Below are 24,076 nucleotides of genomic sequence, written 5' to 3' on the forward strand. Positions count from 1 at the left end.
AGCTGACGAATGCCGACGGCAAGTTTCTGCTGACCAAACGGCGCATTTGGACCATCTTCGCCGCACTTCTGGTGGCCATGTTCCTGGCCTCCATGGACCAGACCATCGTGTCGACGGCCCTGCCGACCATTGTCGGTGACCTGGGCGGCGTCGAGCACCAGACCTGGGTCACCACGGCCTATCTGCTCGCCTCGACCCTGGTCATGCCGATCTACGGCAAGTTCGGCGACACCCTGGGGCGACGCAATCTCTTCCTGATCGCGCTGGTGATCTTCACCGGTGCGTCCCTCGTCATTTCCCTCGCCACGAGTTTCTGGTTCTTCGTGATCTTCCGCGCCGTCCAGGGCCTGGGTGGTGGCGGGCTGATGATCCTCGCCCAGGCGATCATCGGCGACATCATCCCCGCCAAGGAACGCGGCCGGTACATGGGCGTCATGGGGTCGGTCTTCGGCATGTCTGCCGTGATTGCTCCCTTGCTCGGCGGCTTCTTCGTCGACCACCTGAGCTGGCAGTGGTGCTTCTACGTCAACGTCCCGCTCGGGGTCCTCGCCCTGCTCGTGGCCGTCGTCTTCCTGCGCCTGCCCTCGCACCGCCCGGAGAACCGGATCGACGTTCTGGGCGTCATCTTCCTCTCGATCACCACGACGTGCCTGATCTTCTTCACCGACTTCGGCGGATCGGACAGCCACGGCTGGCAGGCGATGGAGACCTGGATGTGGGGCGCCGGAGCACTCCTGGCCGGGCTCGTCTTCGTGCTGATCGAGTCCAGGGCGAGCGACCCCATCATTCCGCTCTCCCTGTTCACGAACCGCATCTTCATCGTGGCCACCGCGATCGGGTTCTTCCTGGGCATGTGCATGTTCGCGGCCCTCGCGTTCATTCCGACCTTCCTGCAGATGTCCACCGGAACCTCCGCCGCGGCATCGGGCCTGCTCATGCTCCCGATGATGGCCGGTCTGATGCTCACCTCGATCCTCTCCGGAAATCTCATCTCGAAGACCGGGAAGTACAAGGCCTACCCCATCGTGGGCACCCTGGTGACCTCCATGGTCATGATCTGGATGACCACGTTGAGCGCCGACACCCCGGTGTGGGTCGTCTGCTCGATGCTGTTCTGCTTCGGATTCGGCCTCGGGCTGATCATGCAGGTGGTGGTCCTGGTCGTTCAGAACTCGGTTCCGTTCACCCAGTTGGGCACGGCGACGAGTGCGAACAACTACTTCCGCGAGATGGGATCCTCGGTGGGCGTGGCCATCTTCGGTGCCATGTTCACCTCCCACCTGTCGACCAAGTTGACCGACGTCTTCAACTCGCTTCCGCCGCAGGCTGCACAGGCGGCGGCCGCTGAAGGCGGAGGAGCCGACTCGGCGTCGTCGTTGACCCCGCAGATGCTCGACGACATGCCCGATTTCCTCAGGGACGGGATCGTCACGGCCTACGCCGATTCCTTGGCACCGGTGTTCTGGTACCTGTTGCCGTTCATGGCTCTGGCCTTCGTCCTGGCGTTCTTCCTCAAGGAGATCCCGCTCCGCTCGGTGTCCGGCATGGTCGCTCGTGGCGAAGCCGTCGACGGCGAGGAGGCGGAAGCCGCCTACCAGCAATTGGCCACGGGAGGCTTCCCGGTCGTGACGGCGTCGCAACCGATCATCCACTCCTCCGACGATGACACTCGGGCCGATGATCCGGAGGGTCAGCCTGCGGACGGTTCGGCCGACGCGGCCTCCGGCTCGGCCGACGCCGCTACCGGTTCGGACGACGCCGCTACCGGTTCGGACGCGGATGCCGGCTCGGCCGAGGATGCCCGGTCGACCGAGGACGCCGGCTCGGCTGGGTACCGGCCGCGCCACGCCGCTCCGGCCGAGCACGGCGAGCACCACTCGGGCTAGGAGGAACGTCTGGGCGCCCCCCCTCTGGTTGCCCCCCTCCATGAGGTGACTAGGGCTTTTGGGGAGGGGCGTGCCCGGGACGCGTACACACCGCACCTCATATCGAGGCATGACGCCGGTGCCGGTGCTGGTGCTGGTGCTGGTGCTGGTGCTGGTGCTGGTGCTGGTGCTGGTGCTGGTGCTGGTGCTGGTGAGGATGGTCCCATTTGGCGCCGACTCCCGGTTCCGTGGTGGTTACCCGACTCAGAGGGGGTTGCCGGAACAAAAACCCATTCGAAAGCCGCGAATGGATCAAGGTTCGGTGGCCGTTACCCGCTTTTGTGGCCTTTCCCGTCGTTAGGTGGCGGTCACACCGCCACCTAACAGGGGCAAACACCTCCGATTCGGGTAACCCCCTCGTAAAAGCGCCCCACCGGCGCCCCGCCAACATCACACCATCGCCCCGCCATCGCCACCACCACTCGAAGTGGCAGTTTCGTGCAGTTTTCCGCCCGAAAAGCGCACAAAACTGCCACTTCGCGCCGCCCGCGCCACCCGCGACGCCCGCCCGCCCGCGACGCCGCGCGTCCCCACGATGGCTCCGGTTCACACACCCTTGTGATTCCACCCTCAAGCGCGGAAAAAGCGGAATAGTGCGTTTTGGACCCTGGTTGAAGTGTGCAGAAGCGTGATTGAGTTAGGTCGAATCCGATCGACAAGGAATCGAGGAACAGTGAAACTCGCAGAACAGATCGTGAAGCAACTGATCGAGGCCGGTGTTCACCGCATTTACGGCATCGTCGGGGACTCCTTGAACCCGATCGTGGACGCCGTGCGCGCCACGGGCGGTGCACGCAAGGGCGGTATCGACTGGGTTCACGTGCGCCATGAGGAAGCCGCCGCATTCGCTGCCGGCGCCGAGGCGCAGCTGACCGGTGAACTCGCGGTGTGTGCGGGTTCCTGTGGTCCGGGCAACCTGCACCTCATCAACGGACTCTTCGACGCCAACCGCTCGCAGGCCCCGGTCCTCGCCATCGCTTCCCACATCCCCAGTGCCCAGATCGGTCAGGGCTACTTCCAGGAGACCCACCCTGACCGCCTGTTCGAACAGTGCAGCGTCTACAACGAGCTCGTCTCCACCACCGATCAGGCTCCGCGGGTCTTCTCGACCGCCATTCGCTACGCCGTCGGTCGTTCCGGCGTCTCCGTGGTGACGCTCCCCGGCGATCTCGCCGATGAGGACGCATCGGTCGACGCCCCCGCCATCGGCACCCTGCGCCGCTCGCCCAAGGTGCCTTCCGAGGCGACGATCGCGGAATTCGCCGCCGAGGTGAACAAGGCGTCCAAGATCGCTCTGTTCGTCGGTGCCGGTGCCAAGGGCGCCCACGACACCGTGGTCGAATTCGCCGACAAGGTCGCCGCCCCCATCGGGCACTCGCTCCGCGGCAAGGACTTCATCCAATACGACAACCCGTTCGACGTCGGCATGACCGGCCTCCTCGGGTACGGCGCGGCCGCCGAGGGCATCCACGACGCCGACCTGATGATCATGCTCGGCACGGACTTCCCCTACGACCAGTTCCTGCCGGACACCAAGACCATTCAGGTCGACATCGCACCGGAGCACATGGGTCGCCGCACCGACGTCGACCTGCAGATCGAGGGCAGCGTCCTCGAAACGCTGGAGAAGCTCCTCCCGTTGGTCGAACGGAAGAAGGACCGCAAGTTCCTCGAGAAGCTGCTCAAGCGCCATGACACGATCATGAACAAGGCCGTCGGCGCCTACACGCGCAACGTGGAGAAGCACAAGCCGATCCACCCGGAGTATGCGGCCTCGTTGCTTGACCAGGTCGCCGACGACGACGCGATCTTCACCGCAGACACCGGCATGTGCAACGTCTGGTCCGCTCGGTACATCAACCCACTCGGGACCCGCCGCCTGCTCGGCTCGTACCTGCACGGCTCGATGGCGAATGCCTTGCCGCAGGCAGTCGGCGCGCAGGTCGCGTTCCCGAATCGTCAGGTCATCTCGATGTCCGGCGACGGCGGTCTCTCGATGCTGATGGGTGAGCTCGCGACGGCGGCCATGTACCAGTTGCCCCTGAACATCGTGGTCTTCAACAATTCCACGCTGGGCATGGTCAAGATGGAAATGATGATGGACGGCCTCCAGGACTTCGGCGTGGACGTTCCGGACATCAACTACGCCGATGTGGCCAAGGCCATGGGCTTCCACGGGGTGCGAGTGACCGACCCCAAGAAGCTTCAGAAGGCCTACGAAGAGGCTCTGGCTCACAAGGGCCCGAGCGTCGTCGAGATCATCACTGATCCGCAGGCCCTGTCGATCCCGCCGCAGATCAACAACAGCATGGTCTTCGGGTTCGCGACGGCGATGTCCAAGATCGTGTTCAATCGCGGTGCGGGTGAGGCCGTGTCGATGGCACGCTCGAACATGCGCAACATCAACGCGCTGAGGTAGACCCCCGCGTAAGGTTCACTGATCCCGGTCGGCTACCGAGTTCGCTCTCGGAGCCGGCCGGGATCTCGTGTGTCCGGGATCCGGGCGTCGGACACGCTTCTCCCTCAACAGTGGGCTCGGCACTCCCCCCCCCCCCCCCCCCCCCCCCCGGGGCAACGATCCGACCGGCGAGGGCTCTCGCCCCCTCGCCGTCGCCCCGCCCGACCCTCTACGTCTCGGCCAGCGTATCGATCTGAGCGCGCACGATGGCCAGAGCCTCCTCCTCGGCGGCAGGATCCACCAGCAGATGCAGCGCCAGGCCGTCCGCGAGCGCGTGGAGCGTCGCGCCCCGACGCTGATCTCCCCGCCCGGCCAGGGCCTCCTCGAAGCTCACGGTGTTTCCCCTCACTCGCTCGGCCAGCCGGACGCAAGCCGCCCGCAGTGCCCGGGTCGCATCGTCGCGAATGCCCCGCAGTTCAGGCAGGGCAGGGGTCTCGGCGATCAGCGCGAGATTGACCTCGAGCTCCGCGCGCCGCTGCGCGTCCAACGGCAGGAACTGGGAGAGGGTCTCCACGGCGTCGGCACGCTCGTCGCCGGTCGGTTCGAGGCCGGCCACGCGGTCAGAGACTTTGTCGATCATGAGCCGGGCGGAGAATTCGATCAATTCCGCCCGGGTGGGAAACACGTGTCTCAGAGAACCCACCGCGACGCCGGCCGTTTCGGCCACCGTACGCACCGAGACCGCTCCGATGCCCTTCTCGACGATGGTGTTCCACACGGCTGCGGCCAGCTGTTCCTTGCGGGCTTGCATATCGATTCTCTTCGGCACGTTCCTTATGGTAGTACATCTGTGCTACTTGCGGAGTAGCACGGGCGTACCACCTCAAAGGGGCTTTATGATCCTGGCCATCATCATCGCCTGCGAGATCGGGTTCTGGGTGTTTCTCCTGTCCGGTCTGGCGCTGCGATATCTTGCGCGACAACCACGATGGGGTCTGGGGCTCATCGCCATGGCTCCCCTCGTCGACTTGGTCCTGCTGGGTGCCACCGTCGTGGACCTGCGCTCCGGCGGCCATGCCACCTCCGCCCACGCACTGTCCGCCTTCTACATCGGATTCTCCGTGGCCTACGGTCACCGGCTGATCACTTGGGCCGACCGCAAGTTTGCCCGTCGATACGGGTCCGACGAACGCCCCGGTCCCCCGCCCAAGCTCTATGGCCGGCAGTACACCGCGTACTCATGGCGAACGACCCTGTTGACGTGGATCGCCGCGGCCGTGGCGTCTGCGCTTCTGGCGGGCATGATTTGGCTCGTCGGAGACCCGGAGAAGACCAAGGCCCTGTCCCAGAGCTTCCACGTGGTCCGCATTGTCGTCGTCGTCGACCTCATCATCACGATCAGCTACACCATCTGGCCTCCTCGTGCCCCTCGCACGGAGGAGAACGGAGAAAGGTCGACCGACGGTCAGGTGTCCAGCCCGTCGAGCGAGAACCATGTCCTTCCCGAGAATTCGGACGCCGACCGCAACCGGTAGAGCATGCGATCGTTCATCGGGGGCAGGTCGTTGAGATCGGCCCACATCATGTCGCTGGATTCTTCATCGTTCACCCGGGCCTCGCCGGAAACGTATCTGCACCGGAAGGTCAGGTCGAGGAATTGGGCCTGGTCCCCGTTGGGGAAGGTCTGCGGCGGGTTGGCCTTGACCGAGGCCAGGCCTTCGACCTCGATCACGACGCCGGCTTCCTCCTCCGCCTCGCGCACGGCCGTCACCGCGGGTTCCTCTCCGGGGTCGACAATGCCGGTGATCGGGGTCCAGGCACCGTTGTCGGACCGACGGCACAGCAGCACCTGGCCGCCTTCGTTGAACACCACGGCCGTGACGCCCGGCATCCACAGGGGGTCGTGCCCGATCTTCTCGCGCAGGGACAGAATGAATTCCGGGGTGGGCATAGGTCCGTACTCCTTGGGCGGCGACGTCGGCATTCGTGCCCACCTTACCCGCGGGAGGGGACGTCAGGTCGGCGGCAGCGCGAGCCAGACCAGGGTCGAGCATCTGCTCATCCATGGACCCATCGCGATGCGATCGTGGGGCCGGGCTCGGCGGCTGAGCACGAGGAACGTGCCCCAGGCCCCGCACGCGCCGAATGTCAGCACCACTGCCGCCACCGCGTGGCCCGGCGCCACGAACCCACAGGCCGCACCAAGGGCCGGCGCCAGGCGGACGTCTCCCCTGCCGAGCCAGCCCAGCGACAAGGCCCTGACCGTGCCGTAGAGAAGTCCCGTCCCCAGCGCACCGGCCGCCGAGGTCAGCACACGCGCAGGCTCACCCGCACACAGCGCGGAAGCGGGCAGACCCAGCCCCAGGACCAGCGTCAACTGATGGACCCATGCCCGGGGCAACCGGTGAAGGAGGACGTCGACGATGCTCAACCGGCCGACGCAGAGCAAGTACATGACCACGCAAGCCGACCCCAGGGAAGCCGGCAGAAAGCCGCGCGCCCCTTCGTGCCACCACGAGCCGATCAGCGCGACCACGGGTCAGGATCCGAAGCGGCGCTGCCGTCCCGCATAGTCGCGCAGCGCGCGGAGGAAGTCCACCCGCCTGAAATCGGGCCAGAGCGCCTCACAGAAATAGAATTCGCTGTATGCGGACTGCCACACCATGAATCCGGAGAGCCGCTGCTCCCCCGAGGTGCGAATCACCAGGTCAGGATCCGGTTGACCGCGCGTGTAGAGGTAGCTGGAAATATCGTCCGCGGTGAGGCTTTCCGCCACCTCGGAGATGTCGCGGCCCTCCCGCGCGGCGTCACTCAGGAGTTCGCGGACAGAGTCGACGATTTCCTGCCGCCCGCCGTAGCCGACAGCGATGTTCACGTGCAGGCCCTCGACGTCGGCGGTCTGCTCGGTCACGCTCGCCACGGTCTCCGGAAGTCCGTCGGGAAGAAGATTCAGTGCCCCGACCGGCTGGAGCCGTGCGATCCGGCTTTCCCCGAGCTCACGCAGCAGATCGTCGATCACGCCAACGAGGTCACCGAGTTCGGAAGCGGGGCGCTTCAGGTTCTCGGTCGAGAGCATGTACAACGTGACCACATCGATACCGAGTTCACGACACCACCCGAGGAATTCGATGATCCTCTCGGCACCCTTCTGATGACCGTGTTTGGTGGTCTGGCCCATGAGGGCCGCCCACCGGCGGTTCCCGTCCACCATCACTCCGACGTGGTGCGGCAAGCGCTCGGAGGGGATCGAAGCCGCCAGGTTGCGCTCGTACACGCTGTACAGAGGCTTGACTAGCTTCATAATGGTCCTTTGTCCGAGACGGCATATGCTGGGACCCCCTGCCACAGGGATGATTGGCCGGAATCCCTTTGTGACTTAACCGTACCTTCTCCTGGTGACCTCCGAGATCCGTGTCCACAGCCTCACAGGTGGTTCGCAACCGTTGCTCATAGACTGCATATCACCAGCCCGTTCATGAAAGGACCCCAGCAGCCATGGATCCCTCGCGCTACTCCACCGTGCGGTCGGCCACGGACAAGGCCGAGGGCGTCGCCAATGCGGCGGCCGAGCGCTTCCATGAGGCCGTCGAGCGCAAGCCCTTGTGGCGCGGGCTGCTCCATTCCTCGTTCGCCCCGGTGGCCTTTGCGGCCGGAATCGTCCTGATCGTTCTGGCAGGCGGAGGCGCCCGCTCGGCCGCGTGTGCCGTGTTCGCCCTGACCAGTGTGGTCCTCTTCGGTGTCTCCGGGATGTACCACCGCGGCTACTGGCGGGAGAAAGCACGGATGTTCTTCAAGAGACTGGACCATTCCAATATTTCTCTCGTGATCGCCGGGACGTACACGCCTTTGGCCGTCACGATGCTCGGCCCTCCGAAATCGAAGATCCTGCTCTGGACCATTTGGGGATGTGCGCTGTTGCTCGTGGTGTTCCGCGTGTTCTGGACCGGCGCCCCGAGGTTGCTCTACACCCCCTTGTACGTGGTGATGGGCCTCATGGCGCTGTTCTTCCTCGGTGACTTCTGGTCGGTGAGTCCCGTGGCCACGCTGCTGATCTGCGCAGGGGGCGTTTTCTACATCGCCGGAGCGGTCTTCTACGCGTTCAAACGGCCGGTGCTCTCCCCCAGGGTCTTCGGGTTCCACGAACTGTTCCACGCGTGCACGATTTTGGGATTCGCGAGTCACTACACCGGCGTGGTGTTCTCCCTGTACGCCTGATTCGCAGGAACCACGCGGGCTCGTGTCAGCCCCTCGGGCCGCGGCCCGTTCCGTTCGCGGCGTCGTCGTTCGGTGAGTCCTTCACCGATTCGTCGACCGCCGGGATGTCCCGGGCGGAGCTCGCGGTGCGCGTCTCGGAAGCGTCGCCGGACCGGCCACCGTGTGCTTCCGCCTCACGCTCTGCGGCTTCGCGTTCCTCCTGCTCACGAGCCATGGCGTAGTCGAACCGGTTCTTCAGCCGCCGCTGGCGACGGGTGTGATCGAGCGCCACGAAGATGATGAGCACCGCCAGCAGAAGGGTCAGCAGGAAGCCGATGACCCCCGGTGAGACCTGATTGGCATCAAGACCGGGCTTGAGACTTGGGGACTCGCCGTCGGCGAGGATCCGGGTGGTTGCGTTGAGAACGGTGTGGCTGACGAGCATCATGCGGTCTGGTCATTTCCTCTGCGGGTCTCCGGCGTCTGGCGGTAATCAATGCCTTCTGCGAAGTCGTACTCCGGAAAGTTCGCCTCGACCCTGCTCGCGGCCAACACGTAGTCCTCGTACGGCCAGATCTCGCGCTGGAGGTCGTTGCTGACGGCAAAGAAGAAACCGTCCGGGTCGACCTGCGACACGTGGGACTTCAAGGCCTGATCACGCACGTCGAAGCAGTCGGCGCACGGAATGCGGGTCGTGGTCTGGTGGCGGGACACCGGCGGCGCACCTTCGGGCTCCGACTCGGCGAACCTGGCAATGCGTTCGGCGAACGGCGAGTGCATGCCTCGCGTTTCCAGGGCCTCGTGCAGGGCCTTGAAACGGGCGACGTCGAAGGCGCGGTCGTAGTAGAGCTTGAGCGGCTCCCAAGCGTCCCCCTCGGCGATGTAACGGCGGGGATCGCCCGCAGCCTCCCACGCCTCGACGGCGACCTTGTGGGCCATGATGTGGTCGGGGTGCGGATACCCACCGTTCTCGTCGTAGGCCAGGATGACGTGCGGCCGGAATTCCCGGACGATGCGGACCAACGGCGCAGCGGCACGCTCGAGCGGGGTCTTCGCAAAGCATCCCCAGGGCAGAGGCGGCAAGGGATCGCCCTCGGGCAGCCCGGAGTCCATGAATCCCAACCACCGGTGCTCGACGCCGAGCGCCTCGCGGGCTCCCGCCATCTCACGGTGGCGCAACCCGGCCAGGTCCCAGTGGGACCTTCGGTTTTCCTCGACGCCGGGGTTGAGAATCGATCCGCGTTCCCCTCCGGTGCACGAGACAACCATCACGCGGGCACCACGTCGAGCATAAGCGGCCATCGACGCCGCACCCTTGCTGGATTCGTCGTCGGGATGGGCGTGAACCGCAAGGATCCTCAGGCCCGTGCAGTCCGAGTCGAGCTGGTGCTGCGCCGAGCCCGTCGGTTGCGTCGCGCCGGATACCTGAGCGCTTGTCACGTACTGACACCTCATTCTTTTCGATACAGTAGAGAGTAATTCCCGGCCGCCGTTCGCCGCGCTCCACGTCCGTGCGCGTGCCGGCCGAACGGTCCCGCAGACTATGAACAGGTTCGTCGAAAATTGACCACTCCCACTCTAGACCAGCGTTACGGCAAGGGCCGTTCTGCGCGCCACCTCTCCAAACGCACGTCGTGGGCCGTCACGGCCCTTGCGGTGGTCGTGTGCATGGCGTTCGTGGCATGGCTGGCCTACGGCAATTCCCACGCCCCCTCCTACAAAGAGGTCAGCTTCGACGATTCTCGTGCCGACTCGGTGACCATGGACTTCGAGCTGACCAAGGACGACGACGAGACCGTGACCTGCGCGATCCAGGCCCTGAATGACCAGCACGCGATCGTCGGGTGGAAAGAGATCACCGTCGGCAAGGTTCCCGCGGACCAGCTCAGCAACGACACGTCGTCCCATCGGGTCAACCTGCGCACCACATCCCAGGCCCACACCGCGACCGTGGAATCCTGCTGGTCAGCCGGCTGAGCCGGCAGGTTTTCAGTTCCGTACGTCACTAGCTACAATAGAATCTTGACGTCTCCCGCCACGGGTTTGCCCGGGCGGGTTTTATCTATCCGTACAGACGCCGCGCAGGAGGGAATTCGCCCGCTGGAACCACCACGGAACGTCCGTGGCTGCGGCGTCGCACCAAGGAGACATCATGTCAGAAGAAACCACCGAAAACGGCACGTGGCTCACTCAGGAAGCCTACGACCGCCTGCAGGCGGAACTCGATGAGCGCGAGGGCCCCAAACGCCAGGACATCGTCGATCGCATCGAAGCCGCTCGCGACGAGGGCGATCTGCGTGAGAACGGTGGCTACCACGCGGCCAAGGAAGAGCAGGGCAAGAACGAGGGCCGCATCTCCCAGCTGCGCTACCTGCTCGAGAACGCCGAGGTCGGCGCCAAGCCCGCGGACGACGGCGTCGTCGAATCCGGCATGCTCGTGGAGGCCGAAATCGGCGGCAAGAAGCTGACCTTCCTTCTCGGAAGTCGCGAGGTGGCAGAGACCCTCGTGGGCGACCAGGACATCCAGGTCTTTTCCGAGAAGTCGCCCATGGGCCAGGCCATCCACGGCCACAAGGTCGGCGACGAACTGTCCTACAAGGCCCCGAACGGCAAGGACATCCCCCTCAAGGTTCTGTCGGCCAAGCCCTACTGACCCTTCGATCCGGACGTCATACAAAAATCCGGTCCCGCCAGGTGCGGGACCGGATTTTTTGCTTCGGGGAGGAACTGCGGAAGATCGCGCGATCCGCATGGACCGCGCCGGCCGCCGACGGGTTTCTCAGCCGACGACCATCGGGGTAAAGCCTTCGGCTTCGAGGGCCTGGAGGACCTCGTTGCTGTGCTCCTCCCCCTTGGTCTCCATGTCGATCGTGATGGAGACGTCCCCCATCGACAAGGAACCGCCGACGCGGGTGTGGTCCACACCGGTCACGTTGGCGTCGCACTCCGAGATGATTCGGGAAATGTCCCTCAGCTCGCCGGGGTGGTCGGTCAGCATGATCTTGACGGTCAGGTACCGTCCCGCGGCGGACAGACCACGCTGGATGACTTTGAGCATCAGCATGGGGTCGATGTTTCCGCCCGACAGGAGGCATACGGTCGACCCAAGATTGCCGAACTTCTCGTTGAGCTTGCCGTTCATGAGGGCCGCGACGCCGACCGCTCCTGCCGGCTCGACCACGAGCTTGTTGCGCTCGATGAGGAAGATCAGGGCCCGGGCCAGGTCGTCCTCCGACACGGTGACGACGTCGTCGACCAGTTCCTTGATGATCGAGAACGGCATCTGTCCGGGGCGTCCCACGGCGATGCCGTCGGCGATGGTCGATACCTTCTTGAGAGGAACGAGGGCATCCGCGGCCAGGGACGGCGGGTATGCGGCCGCGTGCTCGGCCTGGACGCCGATGACGCGAATCTTCTTTCCTGTCCTGGCCTCGTGGCTCTTGGCCGCGACGGCGACGCCGGCCAGCAAACCGCCGCCGCCCACGCCGGTGATGATCGTGTCGACGTCCGGGACCTGTTCGATGATCTCGGCGCCCAAAGTCCCCTGACCCGCGATGATGTGCTTGTTGTCGAAGGGATGCACGAAGACGGCGCCCGTCTCGTCCGCGTACCGCTGCGCTTCGGCCAGGGCCTCGTCCACGGTGTCGCCATGGAGGATGACTTCTGCCCCGTGGTCCTGGGTCGCCGCAATCTTGGGGAGGGCAGCGCCCTGGGGCATGTAGATGCGCGCCGTGATCCCCAGTTTCGACGCCGCCAGGGCAACGCCCTGAGCGTGGTTGCCGGCCGAGGCCGCGACGACTCCTGAGGCCTTGTCTGCGTCGCTGAGTTGCGCTATCCGGTTGTACGCCCCACGGACCTTGAAAGAACCCGACCTCTGGAGGTTCTCGCACTTGAAATGGACCGGGGAACCGATCTTGCGTTCCAGCGCCCGTGAGTGCGCAATGGGAGTCTTCTCAATGGTTCCCTCCACAAGCCGTGTGGCCTGTTCGATGTCCTCGACGTGGACAGGAAGATCTTCCAAGGGAGTCACTGATTCATCCTTACTGCGGACGGTAGAGGTAGTGGGTTGTGGCCCACCGTCCAGGCTACTGCTCGGTCGCCGAGCCGGTCGAGCGGCCGGCGCGGTCGTCCGAGTTCTGGACCTCGGGTGCGTCCTGGTCCGGGGACCCGGCCCCGGCAGAGCCGTTGCCCGGTCCGTTGCCCTGGTTCTTGCCCACCGACGAGAATTTGTCCTTGACCTTCTGGCCGGCCGACTTCTTCTGCGCACGCTGTATCTCCCAGTCGAAAGCGTACGGCGTGGTGCGGATGTTCGGGTCGGTCTCCCACTCCCGGTTGGCCAGATAACGGACCACGGTATTGACGACCGCCAGCACGGGAACCGCGAACAGGGCTCCGATGATGCCGAGCACCATGGATCCCAGGGCGACCGCGAGCACGACTGCCAAGGGGTGGAGGGAAACGGCCTTGCCCATGACCAGCGGCTGCAGAATATGAGACTCGACCTGCTGCACCAGCAACACCGCCGCGAGCATGATCACGGCATTGATCGGCCCATTGGCGACGAGGGCCAGGAGCACGGCCACAGCACCCGAGACGAGCGCTCCCACGACCGGGATGAACGAGCTCAGGAACACGAGCACGCCCAGGGGGAATGCGAGCGGCACGCCCAGAATCAAGGCCGCCAGGCCGATCCCGACGGCGTCGACGAAGGCCACCAGGACCTGGACACGGGCGTACGAGACGAGGGAATGCCAGCCGCGGCGTCCCGCACCGTTGACAGCGGTTCGGGCCTTTCTGGGCACGAATTTGAGCAGGAAGAGCCAGATCTTCTCCCCCTCCAGGAGAAAGAAGATCAGGGTGAAGAGCATGATCAGCAATCCGGTGCCGACCTCGCCGGCGGTCGAGCCGACGGCCGCCGCCCCGCTCATGAGCTGACTCGAGTTCTCCTTGACCGTGGTGGTCAGTGAGCTGACGGCGTGGTCGATCTGGTCGACCGACACCTGCAGGGGCCCATCCGACAGCCAGCTCATGAGCTTCTGATAGCCGACCACCACTTGGTCCGAGAGCTCCGTGAATCCTTTGATGAGCTGCTGTCCCACGAGCGTCAGAAGCCCCAGCACCACCAGGATGCCGCCGAGCTCGACGATTGCGGTGGCGATCCCGGCCCGGACCTTTTTGCTGCGGAACCAGAGCACGAACGGCGAGAGCAGCCCCGCCAGCAACGCGGCCACGAGTACGGCCACGATGACCGTGCTGACCGAGCGACACAGGTAAACGAGAGCCGCGGCCATCGCCAGGATCACGATGACCCTCCACGACCACGCGGCCGCGACATTCAGCGCGAAGGGAATGTCCGGCGCGCCGGACGGACGATCGGACGAGTCCTTCGCGCCCAGGTGGACTTCCGGAATGTTGTCTGCTGTCACGTTCGAACGAGAGCTCATGGATTTCATCATACGGGCGGGCTGCGATCAGGGGAAACGACAACGAGGCCCCGCCCAAAGGGCGAGGCCTCGCGCCAGGGGACGATGCGCCCCGAAGATGATGCGGCTAATTTCGTGGCATGAAATAGCTGAGCAGACGCAGAATCTCGACGTACAGCCACACGAGGGTCACGATGAGGCCGAAGGCCAGTCGCCACGATTCCTTCTGCGGAACTCCCGCGCGGAGGGCGTTGTCGATGTTCTGGAAGTCCTGGATGAGGCACGCGCAGGCCATGACCACGGCCAACAGGCCGATGATGATCCCGAGCGGAATCCCGAAAACGGTGACGTCCCGCATCGACGAACCGGTGAAGGCCCCGAAGATGAGGTTGCCGACGATGAACACGAGGTAGGCAACCATCCCGATGGCCAGGACCTTCGCCGCCTTGCCGGTAATGCGGACCCCGGCCTTCGCATACAGCGCGAGCATTCCGAGGAAGACGACCAGCGTGGAGACCACGGCCATCAGCACGATGCCGCCGAATTGGGTTTCGAAGACCCGGGAGATGCCGCCGAGGAAAAGTCCCTCGCAGACCGCGTAGCTCGTCACGAGCGCGGGCGAGGTCTTGCGCTTGAAGATCACGACCAGGGCGAGCACGAAGCCGATGATTCCGAAGAGGGCCGCAATGCCGCCCAGGAACCAACCGACCGCACCGCCGACGGCGATGAGGCCCAGCATGCTGAGGGTCTTGACAACGACGTCGTCCATCGTGGCCCGCTGCGTGTCGGCAGGGGTGGCCGAGGGTGCGTTGTACATCTGGTTCAGGGAGGCTGCGCTCGGAGCCTGCCCGTATGCGGCGTCACCGCCGCCGTGCGGAGCGTTGGGATTCCGGCCGTACTGCGACTGGCCGGCATAAGCATGGTCATTTCGCTGCGCATCATTGTTCATGCGCCTGATCAGGGGATTTCCACGTCCCATGGGATTCCTCGATTCTCAAGCGGTGGACTCCCGAACTGCCCGACACTGCGAGCTGCTCGGCCCGTGCGAACCCGGGATTTTCTCCATTCTACAGATTTCCGCCAGTCGGCGGCAGGCGAGAGCCCGGGATTCCGCTCTCGGGCGAGAGCGTCGAGCGATGCGCGGTGCCCCAGGTGGGACTCGAACCCACACTGAACGGATTTTAAGTCCGCTGCCTCTGCCGATTGGGCTACTGGGGCGAAACGCACCCCGCACCTTCCTAGGAAAGTGCGGGGTGCATAGTTCAGCTGTCGATCGTCACGAGGACGGGATCATGGATCAGATGCGCGCCTTTTCTTCCTTCGGCGCAATACCCGTGGCCTCCTCGAAAGGCCGGCGCGGGGTCCGCTCGTTCCGGATCGGCGAGGTGTCCCGGCCGAAGACCGTGCTGAGCACCCAGTTCGCCGCCACGCGCGTGGTCCGCTCGACGGTCGGGATGGCCATCCCGTGGTAGCCACGGTGCATGAGCCATGCCAGGGGCCCCTCGAAGGAGCGGCCCTTGATGTTGGCCACGCCCTTGTAGGCGCCCAGTCCGGCGACCGCACCGAGGTTCTCGTGGTAGTAGTCCTTGAGCTCTCCGCCATTGCGGGCGGCCATGATGTTCTCGGCCAGGGTCACGGCCTGACGCGAAGCGTGCTGGGCGTTGGGAACGCAGAAGCCGCCGACGCCCTTGCCGGTCAGGTCCGGAACGGCGGCGTTGTCGCCTGCCGCCCAGGCACCTTCGACGACGCCGTCGTCACCGGTCACACGCAGGTCTGCGCCGACCCGGACACGTCCGCGCTCGTCGATCGGCAGCGTCGACTGCTTCAGGAACGGTGCGGCCATGACTCCGGCGGTCCAGATCAGGGTCTGAGTCTCGACCTCGCCCGCCGGGGACTTGTCGCCCATGTTGATGAGCTTGCAGGTGTCCCCGTCGACCTCGCCCAGGGAGGTGTTGAGCAGAACCTCGATGCCGCGGGAACGCAGGTGGGCGACCACGGACTCGGCGCGGTCCTCGGGGACCTCGGGCATGATGCGGCCCATGGCCTCGACCATCACGAAACGGAGGTCGGACACCCGCAGACGCGAGTTGCGCGCCACCGCAGCCCGAGCCATGTCCTCGAGCTCGGCGATGGTCTCGACACCGGCGAAGCCGCCGCCGACCACCACGAAGGTCAGTGCCCGACGCCGAGCGGCCTCATCCTTGAGCAAGGATGCGGTCTCGATGCGGTCGAGGACCCAGTTGCGGACGTGCACGGCTTCCTCGATGCTCTTCATGCCGATCGCGTTCTCGGCCAGGCCGGGGATCGGGAAGGCACGGGTCACGGAGCCCGCACCGATGACCACCTGGTCGTACTTGAGTTCGTAGGTGTCGCCGTCGTCGTTGCCGCGCACGGTGGCCGTCTTGGACTCGTGATCGATCTTCTCGACCTTGGCACCCAGGATCTCGCAGTCCTGGAGGTGCTGGCGCAGCGGCACGGTCGCGTGGCGCCCCTCGACGTTTCCGGCGGCCACCTCGGGCAGGAAGGGAAGGTAAGTCATGTAGGGGTTGGGATCCACCACGGTCACGACGCCGCCCGAAGCCTTGATGGCCTTCTGGATCCTGCTGGCAACGGTGAAGCCGACGTACCCGCCGCCGACGATGAGAATACGAGGGCGGTCATTCGCAACTTGGTTAAAAGACATGGTAGAAATGCTACTCCCTTGGATACACGTGGACTGCGAGGGTCTCGACTCCCAATGTTGTCACCAAAGACCTTACGCCGCCATTCTGATTTCACCGATTTATTGCCTCGGGCCCCAGAAAACTGACCTGCGTTCTTTCTTTTCGCCGCGTTCGGCCTTCGTCCGCCGCCGGGTCCAGCCCAGACTCTCGGCCAGAATGCGCATCGGCGGGTGGGGTGGCGACCCCAGCACGCGACGCAGCCGAGCGACCGTTCCGGAGGCCAGCAACCACATCCATCCGGCCACGGCAGCGATGAGGCCGACCGGCAACAGCAGATTCACGTGGTTTCCCGGCGCGGGCTCAGGGGCTGCCACGGGGGCTATGCGCTCCCCCGCCCGGTGTTCTTCGGCAGGGGGCTCGCTGGGTTCGTCCGTCGGATCCGCCCGGCGATGGACTTTGGCCCAGGACTCCACGGATCCCAGAGGATTCTTGCGTGTGCCGGACACGTGCTCATCGCGCGACAGGGCCGCCATCGGGTCGACCATCCCGTAATCCGTACTGCGGGTCCCGGCCTTTGTCCCCGCGGTCCTCGGCGGTGTCGATGAGACGCCGAATGATCTGCGCGGACGACTCGTCGGGGTACTTCTGCCTCATCAGCGCCAGAACACCCGACACCATCGGTGCCGAGGCGGAGGTACCGGACCAGAGACCGTACTTGTTGTTCGGCAGGGCACCGATGAGGTCTTCGCTCGGTGCCGCAACGGCCAGGGAGATCCCTTGCGCCGAGGAGTCCCAGGACGTCTTGCCCTGGCGGTCCACGCCGCCCACGGAAACCACCCCTGGGATGGTCGATGGGGCGCCCACCTGCGTCACACCCGACCCCCGGTTGCCCGCCGAGGCGACCACCACGACGTCGTGGTCCTGGGCGTACTGGAATGCCTTGTCCCAGGACTCGGGCCAGTCCGTCTTCGACGAACCGACCGAGAGGTTCACGACCTTCGCCCCGGAGTCGACCGCTTCCTCGACGGCCCGGGGAATCTGGTCCTCGACCGACACGTTCCCCGGATTCTGCGTGCCCAGCCAGACCGAGATCGGGACGACGTTCGCCTCGGGGCGATACCTATCATTCCGAGTCCCTGGCCGGGCTCGCCTCCAGTTTGCGTATCGCCCCCATGCCCGGCGTGGCCGTGCCCGGCGATCATCGATGCCACGAGGGTTCCGTGCTCCGGTTCGGCGCCGACCGGCTTCCAGCCGTCCGGGCTGCCCCCCCCCCCCGGAGACGTCCTTGCCGTCCAGAACATTGCCGGAGAGGTCCTGGTGATTGCCATCGACGCCCGTATCGATCACCGCGACCTTGACCCCTTTGCCGGTCGCTTGGTTCCACGCGGAACGGATTCCCAGTTCGTCGAGCCAGTACTCCCGCTTCCTGACTTCTTCGTCCGTGCGGTCGGACGACGACGGCGCGGAAGGTCCCGACTCAGCTTCGGCGGCCGCGACCGGAACGGTCGAGGCGATCGTGACGACCGCCAGAGCCGCGAGCCACCGAAGGCCCCAACCGTGCCGCATCATGGTTCAGGTCCGTTTCCGTGCCTCGGCCACGGACAACGCGATGCCGTCCAGGATGTCGTGCTCGCTGGCGAGACACGTGGTGACCGCGCCGTCGGTGATTTCGGCGACCCGTTCGGCGATCCGCGCCCAGATCTGCGCGCCCGCCCCGATGACATCGGCACGTCCCTCGTGCATGATGCCGAGGTCGGCCCTCTCGGCACGGGTCATGCGAGTCAGGGCCTCGGCGGCCGACGAGACGGCGTCGATACTCAACTCGCTGCCGTGGATGCGCTCGGCGTCGTATTCGGAGAGTCCGAGGGCGTAGGCCGTCAGGGTCGTGACCGATCCGGCCACGCCGACCAGCCGCGTGGTCGTGCGCACGGGGACGGCCTCGAGAACGGACGTGACCGCGACGTCGACGTCGCCCAGAAGCATGCGCACTTGGCCGTCCGTCGGCGGATTCGAGCTGAGGTGGCGTTCGGTCAGCCGCACGCAACCGATGTTGACCGACCGTGAGGCGAGCACGCCCGAGGCGTCCCCGAGAACGAACTCGGTGGAGCCGCCGCCCACGTCGACCACCAGGTCCCGGCCCTCGCCCACGGGCCCGATGGTTGCGGCCGCGCCCCGGAAGGACAATTCGGCTTCCTCCGATCCCGAGATCACCTCGGGAACGACGCCGAGTCGCTGGTTGATCCCTTCGACGAACGCGTGACGATTCCCCGCATCGCGGGTCGCGCTGGTCGCGACCATCCGCACGTGCTTGACCTTGTGCTTCTCGATCAACCGCGCGTATTCCTCGGCAGCGGCAAAGGTGCGGTCCAAGGAGTCCTGGGCGAGCCAGCCCGTGGCGTCCACCCCCGCCCCGAGACGCACGACGCGCATCTCGCGGACGACGTCGGTGACGACGGGCGGTTCCCCTTCCGAGGACGCCTTCTTGACGTCCGCGATGAGAAGGCGAATGGAATTCGTACCGCAGTCAATGGCGCCGACGCGCATGTTCTCTCGTACTCCTCAGGACTCGTTCGGCAAATCTTCGTCACGGCGCCACGCGGGGTCGCACGCGCAGCGTTCCGGGGTCCACCACTGTTCGATCGCGCGAAGGGTCTCGTCCCCGAAAGGATTGATGCCCGTGCCGACCGAGAGCGTGTGCCCGAGGACCGCGTGCAGGCACTTGACCCGTTCCGGCATGCCTCCGGCGGAGATCCCCTCGATCTCGGGCACGGGATCCGTACCGGACGCGAGACGGACCCTCTCCCGCTCCGCCAGATAATTCCGGTGCGCGGCCTGGTAGGCTTCCGCGACCTCGTCGTCCTGTGCGATCCGGTCGGTCATCTCGTACATCAGCCCCGCGGCCTCCAACCGTGAGGCGGCCTGCGTGATGACCGGATGGGCGAGATAGAACACGGTGGGAAACGGGGAACCGTTGGACAAGCGGGGGGCCGTGGCGGCAACCAGCGGATTTCCGCACACACAACGCGCCGGGATCTCGACGACGTCGCGCACCGGACGCCCCAGCTCCCGGGAGAGGACCAGCAGGTCCGTCTCGGTCGGTGCGAGGGTGTCCCGGCTCGCGCCGAACCCTCGAGGCTGGTGAGGGGCTGGATTCTGAGTCACCGGATTCCTTCGCGGGATAGATCGTTCACGGTTGCCAAGGGATCACTCGGCGGATTGGGACAGCGAGGACCAGAGATTCTCGCCCCAGGAGGGTGGGCTCGAGATGACCGCCTCGGCCGACGAATCGTCCGCCTGATCGCTGGTCTTGTCCTTGCCCGTCACGATGTACGGGGTTTCGCCGGGGCTGACGTAGGACAGGCGCTCCCGGGCCTGCTGGCGAACGTAGTCGTCGTCGTTCCAGCGGTCCTTCTGGTCCTTGAGGTCCTTCTGCTCGTCCTTGAGCCCCGAGATCTGCTGTTCCAGGCTGTTGATCTCGGCCTGCTGGGCAAAATAGCGGTGCACCGTGGGCGCCAGGGGGACGACCAGCGCCAGCACGATCAGCAGAAGCAGAACCGTTCGTCCCGAAAAGGACCTGGCTGCGACGGGTTCTGGGGCCTCTTCGACGTCGCTCCAGTCCTCGCGGCCCATCTGGTTCTCGTCAGACGTGGCGGCGTCCTCCTCGTCCGCACGCTCGACCACGCGGCGCTGCCGCCACGAGCCGAATCCGAACGGCTCCTTCGCCGTCGACCTGCCCGCACCCGGTGTCTCCGGGTCCTGGGCTGGGTCCCCCGTGGCGGTCCCCTCGGACCGTCCCTGCCCGGAACGGAGGCGGCGCGATACCGCGGAGAAGGGATTCTTCATAGCGATCGAACCTCTCGGAGCGGGGGAAGAAGCTTTCGAGCCCTTACTCTACCGAAAGACGCCCCGCCGGGCGGAACCCGGCGGGGCGTCGGAGCGGTCATCCCGCAGGAATCACTTGGAGGCGTTGAAGCGCGGGAAGGCGGCCGCCCCCGCGTACTTGGCGGCCGCACCGAGCTCCTCCTCGATGCGCAGGAGCTGGTTGTACTTGGCCACGCGCTCGGACCTGGCGGGCGCGCCGCTCTTGATCTGGCCCGAATTGGTCGCGACCACAATATCCGCGATGGTCGTGTCCTCGGTCTCCCCGGAACGGTGCGAGACCATGCAACGGAACTCGTGGGTCTGCGCCATGCTGATGGCGTCGAAGGTTTCGGTCAGGGAACCGATCTGGTTGACCTTGACGAGCAGGGCGTTCGCGGCGCCGGATTCGATGCCCTTGCTGAGGCGCTCCGGGTTGGTCACGAAGAGGTCGTCGCCGACGATCTGGACCTTGGTGCCCAGCTGTTCGGTGATCGTCTTGTAGCCTTCCCAGTCGTCCTCGTCCAGCGGGTCCTCGAGCGAGACGAGCGGGTAGGCGTCCACGAGCTCGCCATAGTAGGCGGTCATCTCTTCGGCGCTCTTCCGGCCGCCTTCGAAGGAGTAGGTGCCGTCTTCCTTGTTGTAGAACTCGGAGGAGGCGGCGTCCAGCGCCAGAGCCACGTCCTTGCCCGGAGCGTAGCCCGCCTTCTCGATCGCTTCGACGATCAGGTCGAGTGCGGCGCGGTTGGAGTCAAGGTTCGGGGCGAAACCGCCTTCGTCTCCCAGCCCCGTGGCCAGGCCGCGATCCTTCAGCACGGACTTGAGGCTGTGGTAGACCTCGGCACCGTAGCGCAGCGCCTCGGCGAAGGTCGGGGCCCCGATCGGGGCGATCATGAATTCCTGGATGTCCACGTTGGAGTCCGCGTGAGACCCGCCGTTGAGGATGTTCATCATCGGAACCGGCAGAACGTGCGCATTCGGTCCGCCGAGGTACTTGTAGAGGGGAAGGTCGGAGGCTTCGGCCGCCGCGCGCGCCACGGCCAGGGAAACTCCCAGAATCGCGTTGGCTCCGAGCTTGGCCTTGTTGTCGGTTCCGTCGAGTTCGAGCATTGCGGCGTCCACGGCCCGCTGATCGGCCGCGTCCATGCCGATGACGACCTCGGAAATCTCATCGATGACTGCCTTGACCGCGTCCAGAACGCCCTTGCCGAGGTAGACGGATTTGTCCCCGTCACGACGCTCGACCGCCTCGAACTCACCCGTGGAGGCGCCGGACGGCACGGCCGCGCGGCCGAAGCTTCCGTCATCGAGCAGAACCTCGACCTCGACGGTCGGGTTGCCTCGGGAATCGAGGATCTGGCGCGCGTGGACGTCGATGATGATAGCCATCTGAATGCTCCTAGAAAATCGTGAAGGATGAATTGGCTCTTCGATACCGAGCCTAGTGAGTTTGTGGGAAATTCTGAACTTGTCCCCCGTGACGGCACCGATACCCAGGGCCATCGTATCGAATTCCCACACAATCGGACATGAAGTCAGGTATTCCCACGGTTCTGCGCCACGTACTCCCTGACGGCACGCCGCAGGGCCCGTTCAGGATCGACCCCGAGATCCCGCGCCTCGGCCACCATCCGCAACAGATCACGTCCCATCCGCTGCTCTGCTTCGTCGGCGGACCCGGGGACCACCGATTCCGGCGAAACCTGCCGCGCAACCCGCTCGCCCGGTTCCTGTGTCCTGGGTTCCCGCACCGGTTCCACGGGCGACGCCGGGGCCGCGTCCGTCGGAAGGGCAAGCCCTGCTTTGGCGGCCTTGTTGAGCGTCTTTTCTCCCAGGGCGAGCGCCGGCAGAGCGGGAGGGATGCCGTCGAACGGGTCCTTGCGGTCCGGCTTCTCGACCTTCTTGATCTCGTCCCACCGTCGAGTCAGGGCTTCCAGGCCGTCGTCGTCCGAGGTGCCCGTCTGGGCGCCGTCCGTGGTTGCCCGTTCTTCGAACACGTGCGGGTGCCTGCGGACCATCTTCGCGTTCAGGGCTTCGATGACGTCCACGATCGAGAAGCCGTCCTCGGCTTCTTCGGCAACCCGTGCGTGAAAGACGACTTGGAGCAGGACGTCGCCCAGCTCTTCGAGCAGCAGCGCCCGGTCGACGCCGCCCGGCGTCTCAATCGCTTCGACGACCTCGTAGGCTTCCTCGATCAGGTACCGCACGAGGGACTCGTGGGTCTGTTCGCCGTCCCAGCGGCACCCTCCGGGAGACCGGAGCCGGTCCATGAGCGCCACCAGGTCGGCGAAGGCAGACCCGGCCGTCGGCCGGTCGTCTCCGGAAGCTGCCTCGAGGCCGTGGTCGGGGCGCGTCATGACCCGACCACCGGGGCATCGGAATAGCCGGCCATCACGCGCTCGATGAGATCGTCACGGTCGCCGGCCGAGAGGAACGTGGCCTCGGCGGCGGTCACGGTCAGAGCCAGGAAATCCTCGCGGTCGTATCCGAAGACCCCGGCCAATTCCATGAACTCGTGGGTCATGGAGGTCCTCGACATCAGTCGGTTGTCCGGATTGACCGTCACCGCGAATCCGAGTTCCCTGAGCAGCTCAAAGGGGTGGTCCGAGTACTTCTTGGCCCTGGGCCGCTCCCCCGCCGGGTAGTTCCGGCCGATCGCGTCGAGGCTCGGGGCGGCGTCGATCTGAAGGTTGGAACACGGGCACAGTTCCAGGGGAATTCTCCGGTCCCTGACCCAGGACGCGAGGGGTCCGAGGGCATAGACCGCCGTCGCGGGCGGCGGCGAAAGATCGCGACGGCGGGGCAACCGGGAAACGTTCTCTCCCAACGTTCCGCGCGGCTCGCGGGGGCTGAGGTCCTCCGCGATGCGCACCCCGTGACCGATCCTCAATGCCCTGCCGTCGAACAAGGCCTGTTGCATCGATGCGAGCCCGTCCGCCTCGCCGGCATGCACCGTGACCGGAAGGAAGTTCTGCGCGCAGTGCTCGAGTGCGGCCCGATGCTCCGAGGCCGGGAAACCGGCCTCGGGACCGGCCAGGTCGAATCCCACGACGCCGCGGTCCCTGTTCCGCACCGCCGCTTCCGCGACCTGGAGCGAACGATCGTTCTGCCTCATCGCGCAGATGATCTGACGGATCGAAATGCGTCGACCGCGGTCGGCGGCTTCCGCCTCCCCTGCGCGAAGGCCCCGGTCGACCGCCTGAATCGGGGTGTCCAGATTCAGATCGGAGCCCAGATGCTGCTCCGGCGCCCACCGAACCTCGCCGTGGATGACGCCGTCGGTCGCCGAGTCCAGAACGTACTCGCGGGCGACACGCTCGAGCGCCGACACGGACTGCATGACCGCGACGGTGTGTTCGAAGGTCTCGAGGTACCGCGCGAGAGACCCCGAATCGGCTGCCTCTGCGAACCATTGCTCCAACCCGGCCGGCTCATGGCTCGGAAGCTCGTGCCCGATCTCGGCCGCCAGCTCGATCACGGTTGTCGGGCGCAGCGCGCCGTCCAGGTGGTCGTGGAGGCAGACCTTCGGGAGGGACGCGAACCATCCCTCATCGTGGGCCGGTTCCGGCCACGGCGTCACCACCTGGGCGCTCACGGGACGAGCCGCCGAGTCAT

At 65.7% G+C, this 24,076-nt stretch carries 25 protein-coding genes and 1 tRNA gene; 7 read left to right on the forward strand and 19 right to left on the reverse strand.

Annotated features, from left to right (window positions below):
* The first annotated feature begins 2 nt into the window (after window positions 1-2).
* The 3 genes from ACTSLZ_RS11740 to ACTSLZ_RS11750 all read left to right on the forward strand — a co-directional run bounded on the left by ACTSLZ_RS11740 (window position 3) and on the right by ACTSLZ_RS11750 (window position 4,344).
* Window positions 3-1,886 (forward strand): MDR family MFS transporter, encoded by a 1,884-nt coding sequence (locus tag ACTSLZ_RS11740; protein WP_443096137.1) that lies wholly within the window; start codon window positions 3-5, stop codon window positions 1,884-1,886.
* 109 nt (window positions 1,887-1,995) lie between these two features.
* On the forward strand, window positions 1,996-2,226 hold the full coding sequence (locus ACTSLZ_RS11745; protein WP_443095129.1) for a hypothetical protein: 231 nt from the start codon (window positions 1,996-1,998) through the stop codon (window positions 2,224-2,226).
* 372 nt (window positions 2,227-2,598) lie between these two features.
* Entirely contained in the window at window positions 2,599-4,344 is a 1,746-nt protein-coding gene (locus tag ACTSLZ_RS11750) for a pyruvate dehydrogenase (RefSeq protein WP_397555920.1), read from the forward strand.
* A gap of 208 nt (window positions 4,345-4,552) precedes the next feature.
* Here the strand turns inward: ACTSLZ_RS11750 and ACTSLZ_RS11755 are convergent, their stop codons facing one another.
* Window positions 4,553-5,134 (reverse strand): TetR/AcrR family transcriptional regulator, encoded by a 582-nt coding sequence (locus tag ACTSLZ_RS11755; RefSeq protein WP_156265452.1) that lies wholly within the window; start codon window positions 5,132-5,134, stop codon window positions 4,553-4,555.
* A gap of 85 nt (window positions 5,135-5,219) precedes the next feature.
* Here ACTSLZ_RS11755 and ACTSLZ_RS11760 point away from each other — a divergent pair, with 85 nt between their 5' ends.
* A complete protein-coding gene (locus ACTSLZ_RS11760; protein ID WP_178980172.1) occupies window positions 5,220-5,858 on the forward strand; it encodes a hypothetical protein in 639 nt (212 codons plus the stop codon).
* On the opposite strand, the gene ACTSLZ_RS11765 is transcribed toward ACTSLZ_RS11760, so the two are convergent.
* From ACTSLZ_RS11765 to ACTSLZ_RS11775, 3 genes are all read right to left on the reverse strand, one after another.
* A complete protein-coding gene (locus ACTSLZ_RS11765) occupies window positions 5,789-6,274 on the reverse strand; it encodes an NUDIX hydrolase (RefSeq protein WP_443095130.1) in 486 nt (161 codons plus the stop codon). The genes ACTSLZ_RS11760 and ACTSLZ_RS11765 overlap by 70 nt on opposite strands.
* A 63-nt stretch (window positions 6,275-6,337) precedes the next feature.
* Window positions 6,338-6,859 (reverse strand): prepilin peptidase, encoded by a 522-nt coding sequence (locus ACTSLZ_RS11770; protein ID WP_443095131.1) that lies wholly within the window; start codon window positions 6,857-6,859, stop codon window positions 6,338-6,340.
* A 3-nt stretch (window positions 6,860-6,862) separates the two neighbouring features.
* A complete protein-coding gene (locus ACTSLZ_RS11775) occupies window positions 6,863-7,624 on the reverse strand; it encodes an isoprenyl transferase (protein WP_129315052.1) in 762 nt (253 codons plus the stop codon).
* A gap of 194 nt (window positions 7,625-7,818) precedes the next feature.
* Here ACTSLZ_RS11775 and trhA point away from each other — a divergent pair, with 194 nt between their 5' ends.
* The gene (trhA, locus tag ACTSLZ_RS11780; protein WP_443095132.1) at window positions 7,819-8,538 is read left to right on the forward strand and encodes a PAQR family membrane homeostasis protein TrhA; all 720 of its coding nucleotides are present in this window, start codon (window positions 7,819-7,821) and stop codon (window positions 8,536-8,538) included.
* A gap of 25 nt (window positions 8,539-8,563) precedes the next feature.
* On the opposite strand, the gene ACTSLZ_RS11785 is transcribed toward trhA, so the two are convergent.
* On the reverse strand, window positions 8,564-8,965 hold the full coding sequence (locus tag ACTSLZ_RS11785; RefSeq protein WP_443095133.1) for a hypothetical protein: 402 nt from the start codon (window positions 8,963-8,965) through the stop codon (window positions 8,564-8,566).
* A complete protein-coding gene (mca, locus tag ACTSLZ_RS11790) occupies window positions 8,962-9,879 on the reverse strand; it encodes a mycothiol conjugate amidase Mca (RefSeq protein ID WP_443096138.1) in 918 nt (305 codons plus the stop codon). Before mca ends, ACTSLZ_RS11785 begins: the two co-directional genes overlap by 4 nt.
* Window positions 9,880-10,080: 201 nt before the next feature.
* Between mca and ACTSLZ_RS11795 the strand changes: the two genes are divergently transcribed.
* Together ACTSLZ_RS11795 and greA are read left to right on the forward strand one after the other, a co-directional pair.
* Complete coding sequence (locus ACTSLZ_RS11795) at window positions 10,081-10,494, forward strand: DUF4307 domain-containing protein (protein ID WP_443095134.1); 414 nt, start codon at window positions 10,081-10,083, stop codon at window positions 10,492-10,494.
* 175 nt (window positions 10,495-10,669) lie between these two features.
* A complete protein-coding gene (greA, locus tag ACTSLZ_RS11800) occupies window positions 10,670-11,170 on the forward strand; it encodes a transcription elongation factor GreA (RefSeq protein ID WP_129315048.1) in 501 nt (166 codons plus the stop codon).
* Window positions 11,171-11,296: 126 nt separating this feature from the next.
* Here greA and ilvA read toward each other — a convergent pair whose 3' ends face one another.
* The 13 genes from ilvA to ACTSLZ_RS11865 all read right to left on the reverse strand — a co-directional run bounded on the left by ilvA (window position 11,297) and on the right by ACTSLZ_RS11865 (window position 24,056).
* Window positions 11,297-12,547, reverse strand: a complete 1,251-nt coding sequence (gene ilvA, locus ACTSLZ_RS11805; RefSeq protein ID WP_129315047.1) for a threonine ammonia-lyase — start codon at window positions 12,545-12,547, stop codon at window positions 11,297-11,299.
* Between the two features lie 55 nt (window positions 12,548-12,602).
* Window positions 12,603-13,961 carry an AI-2E family transporter gene (locus ACTSLZ_RS11810; protein ID WP_443095135.1) on the reverse strand — a complete coding sequence of 453 codons (1,359 nt, stop codon included), beginning with the start codon at window positions 13,959-13,961 and terminating at the stop codon, window positions 12,603-12,605.
* Between the two features lie 106 nt (window positions 13,962-14,067).
* Entirely contained in the window at window positions 14,068-14,919 is an 852-nt protein-coding gene (locus tag ACTSLZ_RS11815) for a Bax inhibitor-1/YccA family protein (protein ID WP_443095136.1), read from the reverse strand.
* Between the two features lie 165 nt (window positions 14,920-15,084).
* A tRNA-Leu gene (locus ACTSLZ_RS11820) sits at window positions 15,085-15,158 on the reverse strand.
* A gap of 79 nt (window positions 15,159-15,237) precedes the next feature.
* Entirely contained in the window at window positions 15,238-16,623 is a 1,386-nt protein-coding gene (locus tag ACTSLZ_RS11825) for an NAD(P)/FAD-dependent oxidoreductase (RefSeq protein WP_129315044.1), read from the reverse strand.
* Between the two features lie 99 nt (window positions 16,624-16,722).
* Window positions 16,723-17,136, reverse strand: a complete 414-nt coding sequence (locus tag ACTSLZ_RS11830) for a hypothetical protein (protein ID WP_443095137.1) — start codon at window positions 17,134-17,136, stop codon at window positions 16,723-16,725.
* The gene (locus ACTSLZ_RS11835) at window positions 17,114-18,172 is read right to left on the reverse strand and encodes a S8 family peptidase (RefSeq protein WP_443095138.1); all 1,059 of its coding nucleotides are present in this window, start codon (window positions 18,170-18,172) and stop codon (window positions 17,114-17,116) included. Before ACTSLZ_RS11835 ends, ACTSLZ_RS11830 begins: the two co-directional genes overlap by 23 nt.
* Window positions 18,173-18,175: 3 nt before the next feature.
* Window positions 18,176-19,147, reverse strand: coding sequence for a Ppx/GppA phosphatase family protein (locus ACTSLZ_RS11840; protein ID WP_129315042.1), 972 nt, complete (start codon window positions 19,145-19,147; stop codon window positions 18,176-18,178).
* A gap of 15 nt (window positions 19,148-19,162) precedes the next feature.
* On the reverse strand, window positions 19,163-19,765 hold the full coding sequence (locus tag ACTSLZ_RS11845) for a DUF501 domain-containing protein (protein ID WP_443095139.1): 603 nt from the start codon (window positions 19,763-19,765) through the stop codon (window positions 19,163-19,165).
* A gap of 42 nt (window positions 19,766-19,807) precedes the next feature.
* Window positions 19,808-20,446, reverse strand: a complete 639-nt coding sequence (locus ACTSLZ_RS11850) for an FtsB family cell division protein (RefSeq protein ID WP_443095140.1) — start codon at window positions 20,444-20,446, stop codon at window positions 19,808-19,810.
* Window positions 20,447-20,557: 111 nt separating this feature from the next.
* Window positions 20,558-21,850, reverse strand: coding sequence for a phosphopyruvate hydratase (gene eno, locus ACTSLZ_RS11855; protein WP_129315037.1), 1,293 nt, complete (start codon window positions 21,848-21,850; stop codon window positions 20,558-20,560).
* A gap of 146 nt (window positions 21,851-21,996) precedes the next feature.
* A complete protein-coding gene (locus ACTSLZ_RS11860) occupies window positions 21,997-22,818 on the reverse strand; it encodes a MazG family protein (protein ID WP_443095141.1) in 822 nt (273 codons plus the stop codon).
* Window positions 22,815-24,056, reverse strand: coding sequence for an adenosine deaminase (locus ACTSLZ_RS11865; protein WP_443095142.1), 1,242 nt, complete (start codon window positions 24,054-24,056; stop codon window positions 22,815-22,817). Before ACTSLZ_RS11865 ends, ACTSLZ_RS11860 begins: the two co-directional genes overlap by 4 nt.
* Window positions 24,057-24,076: the final 20 nt, after the last annotated feature.

Origin of the sequence: Rothia koreensis (assembly GCF_052232265.1) — a bacterium.
Classification (GTDB): Bacteria; Actinomycetota; Actinomycetes; order Actinomycetales; family Micrococcaceae; genus Rothia; species Rothia koreensis.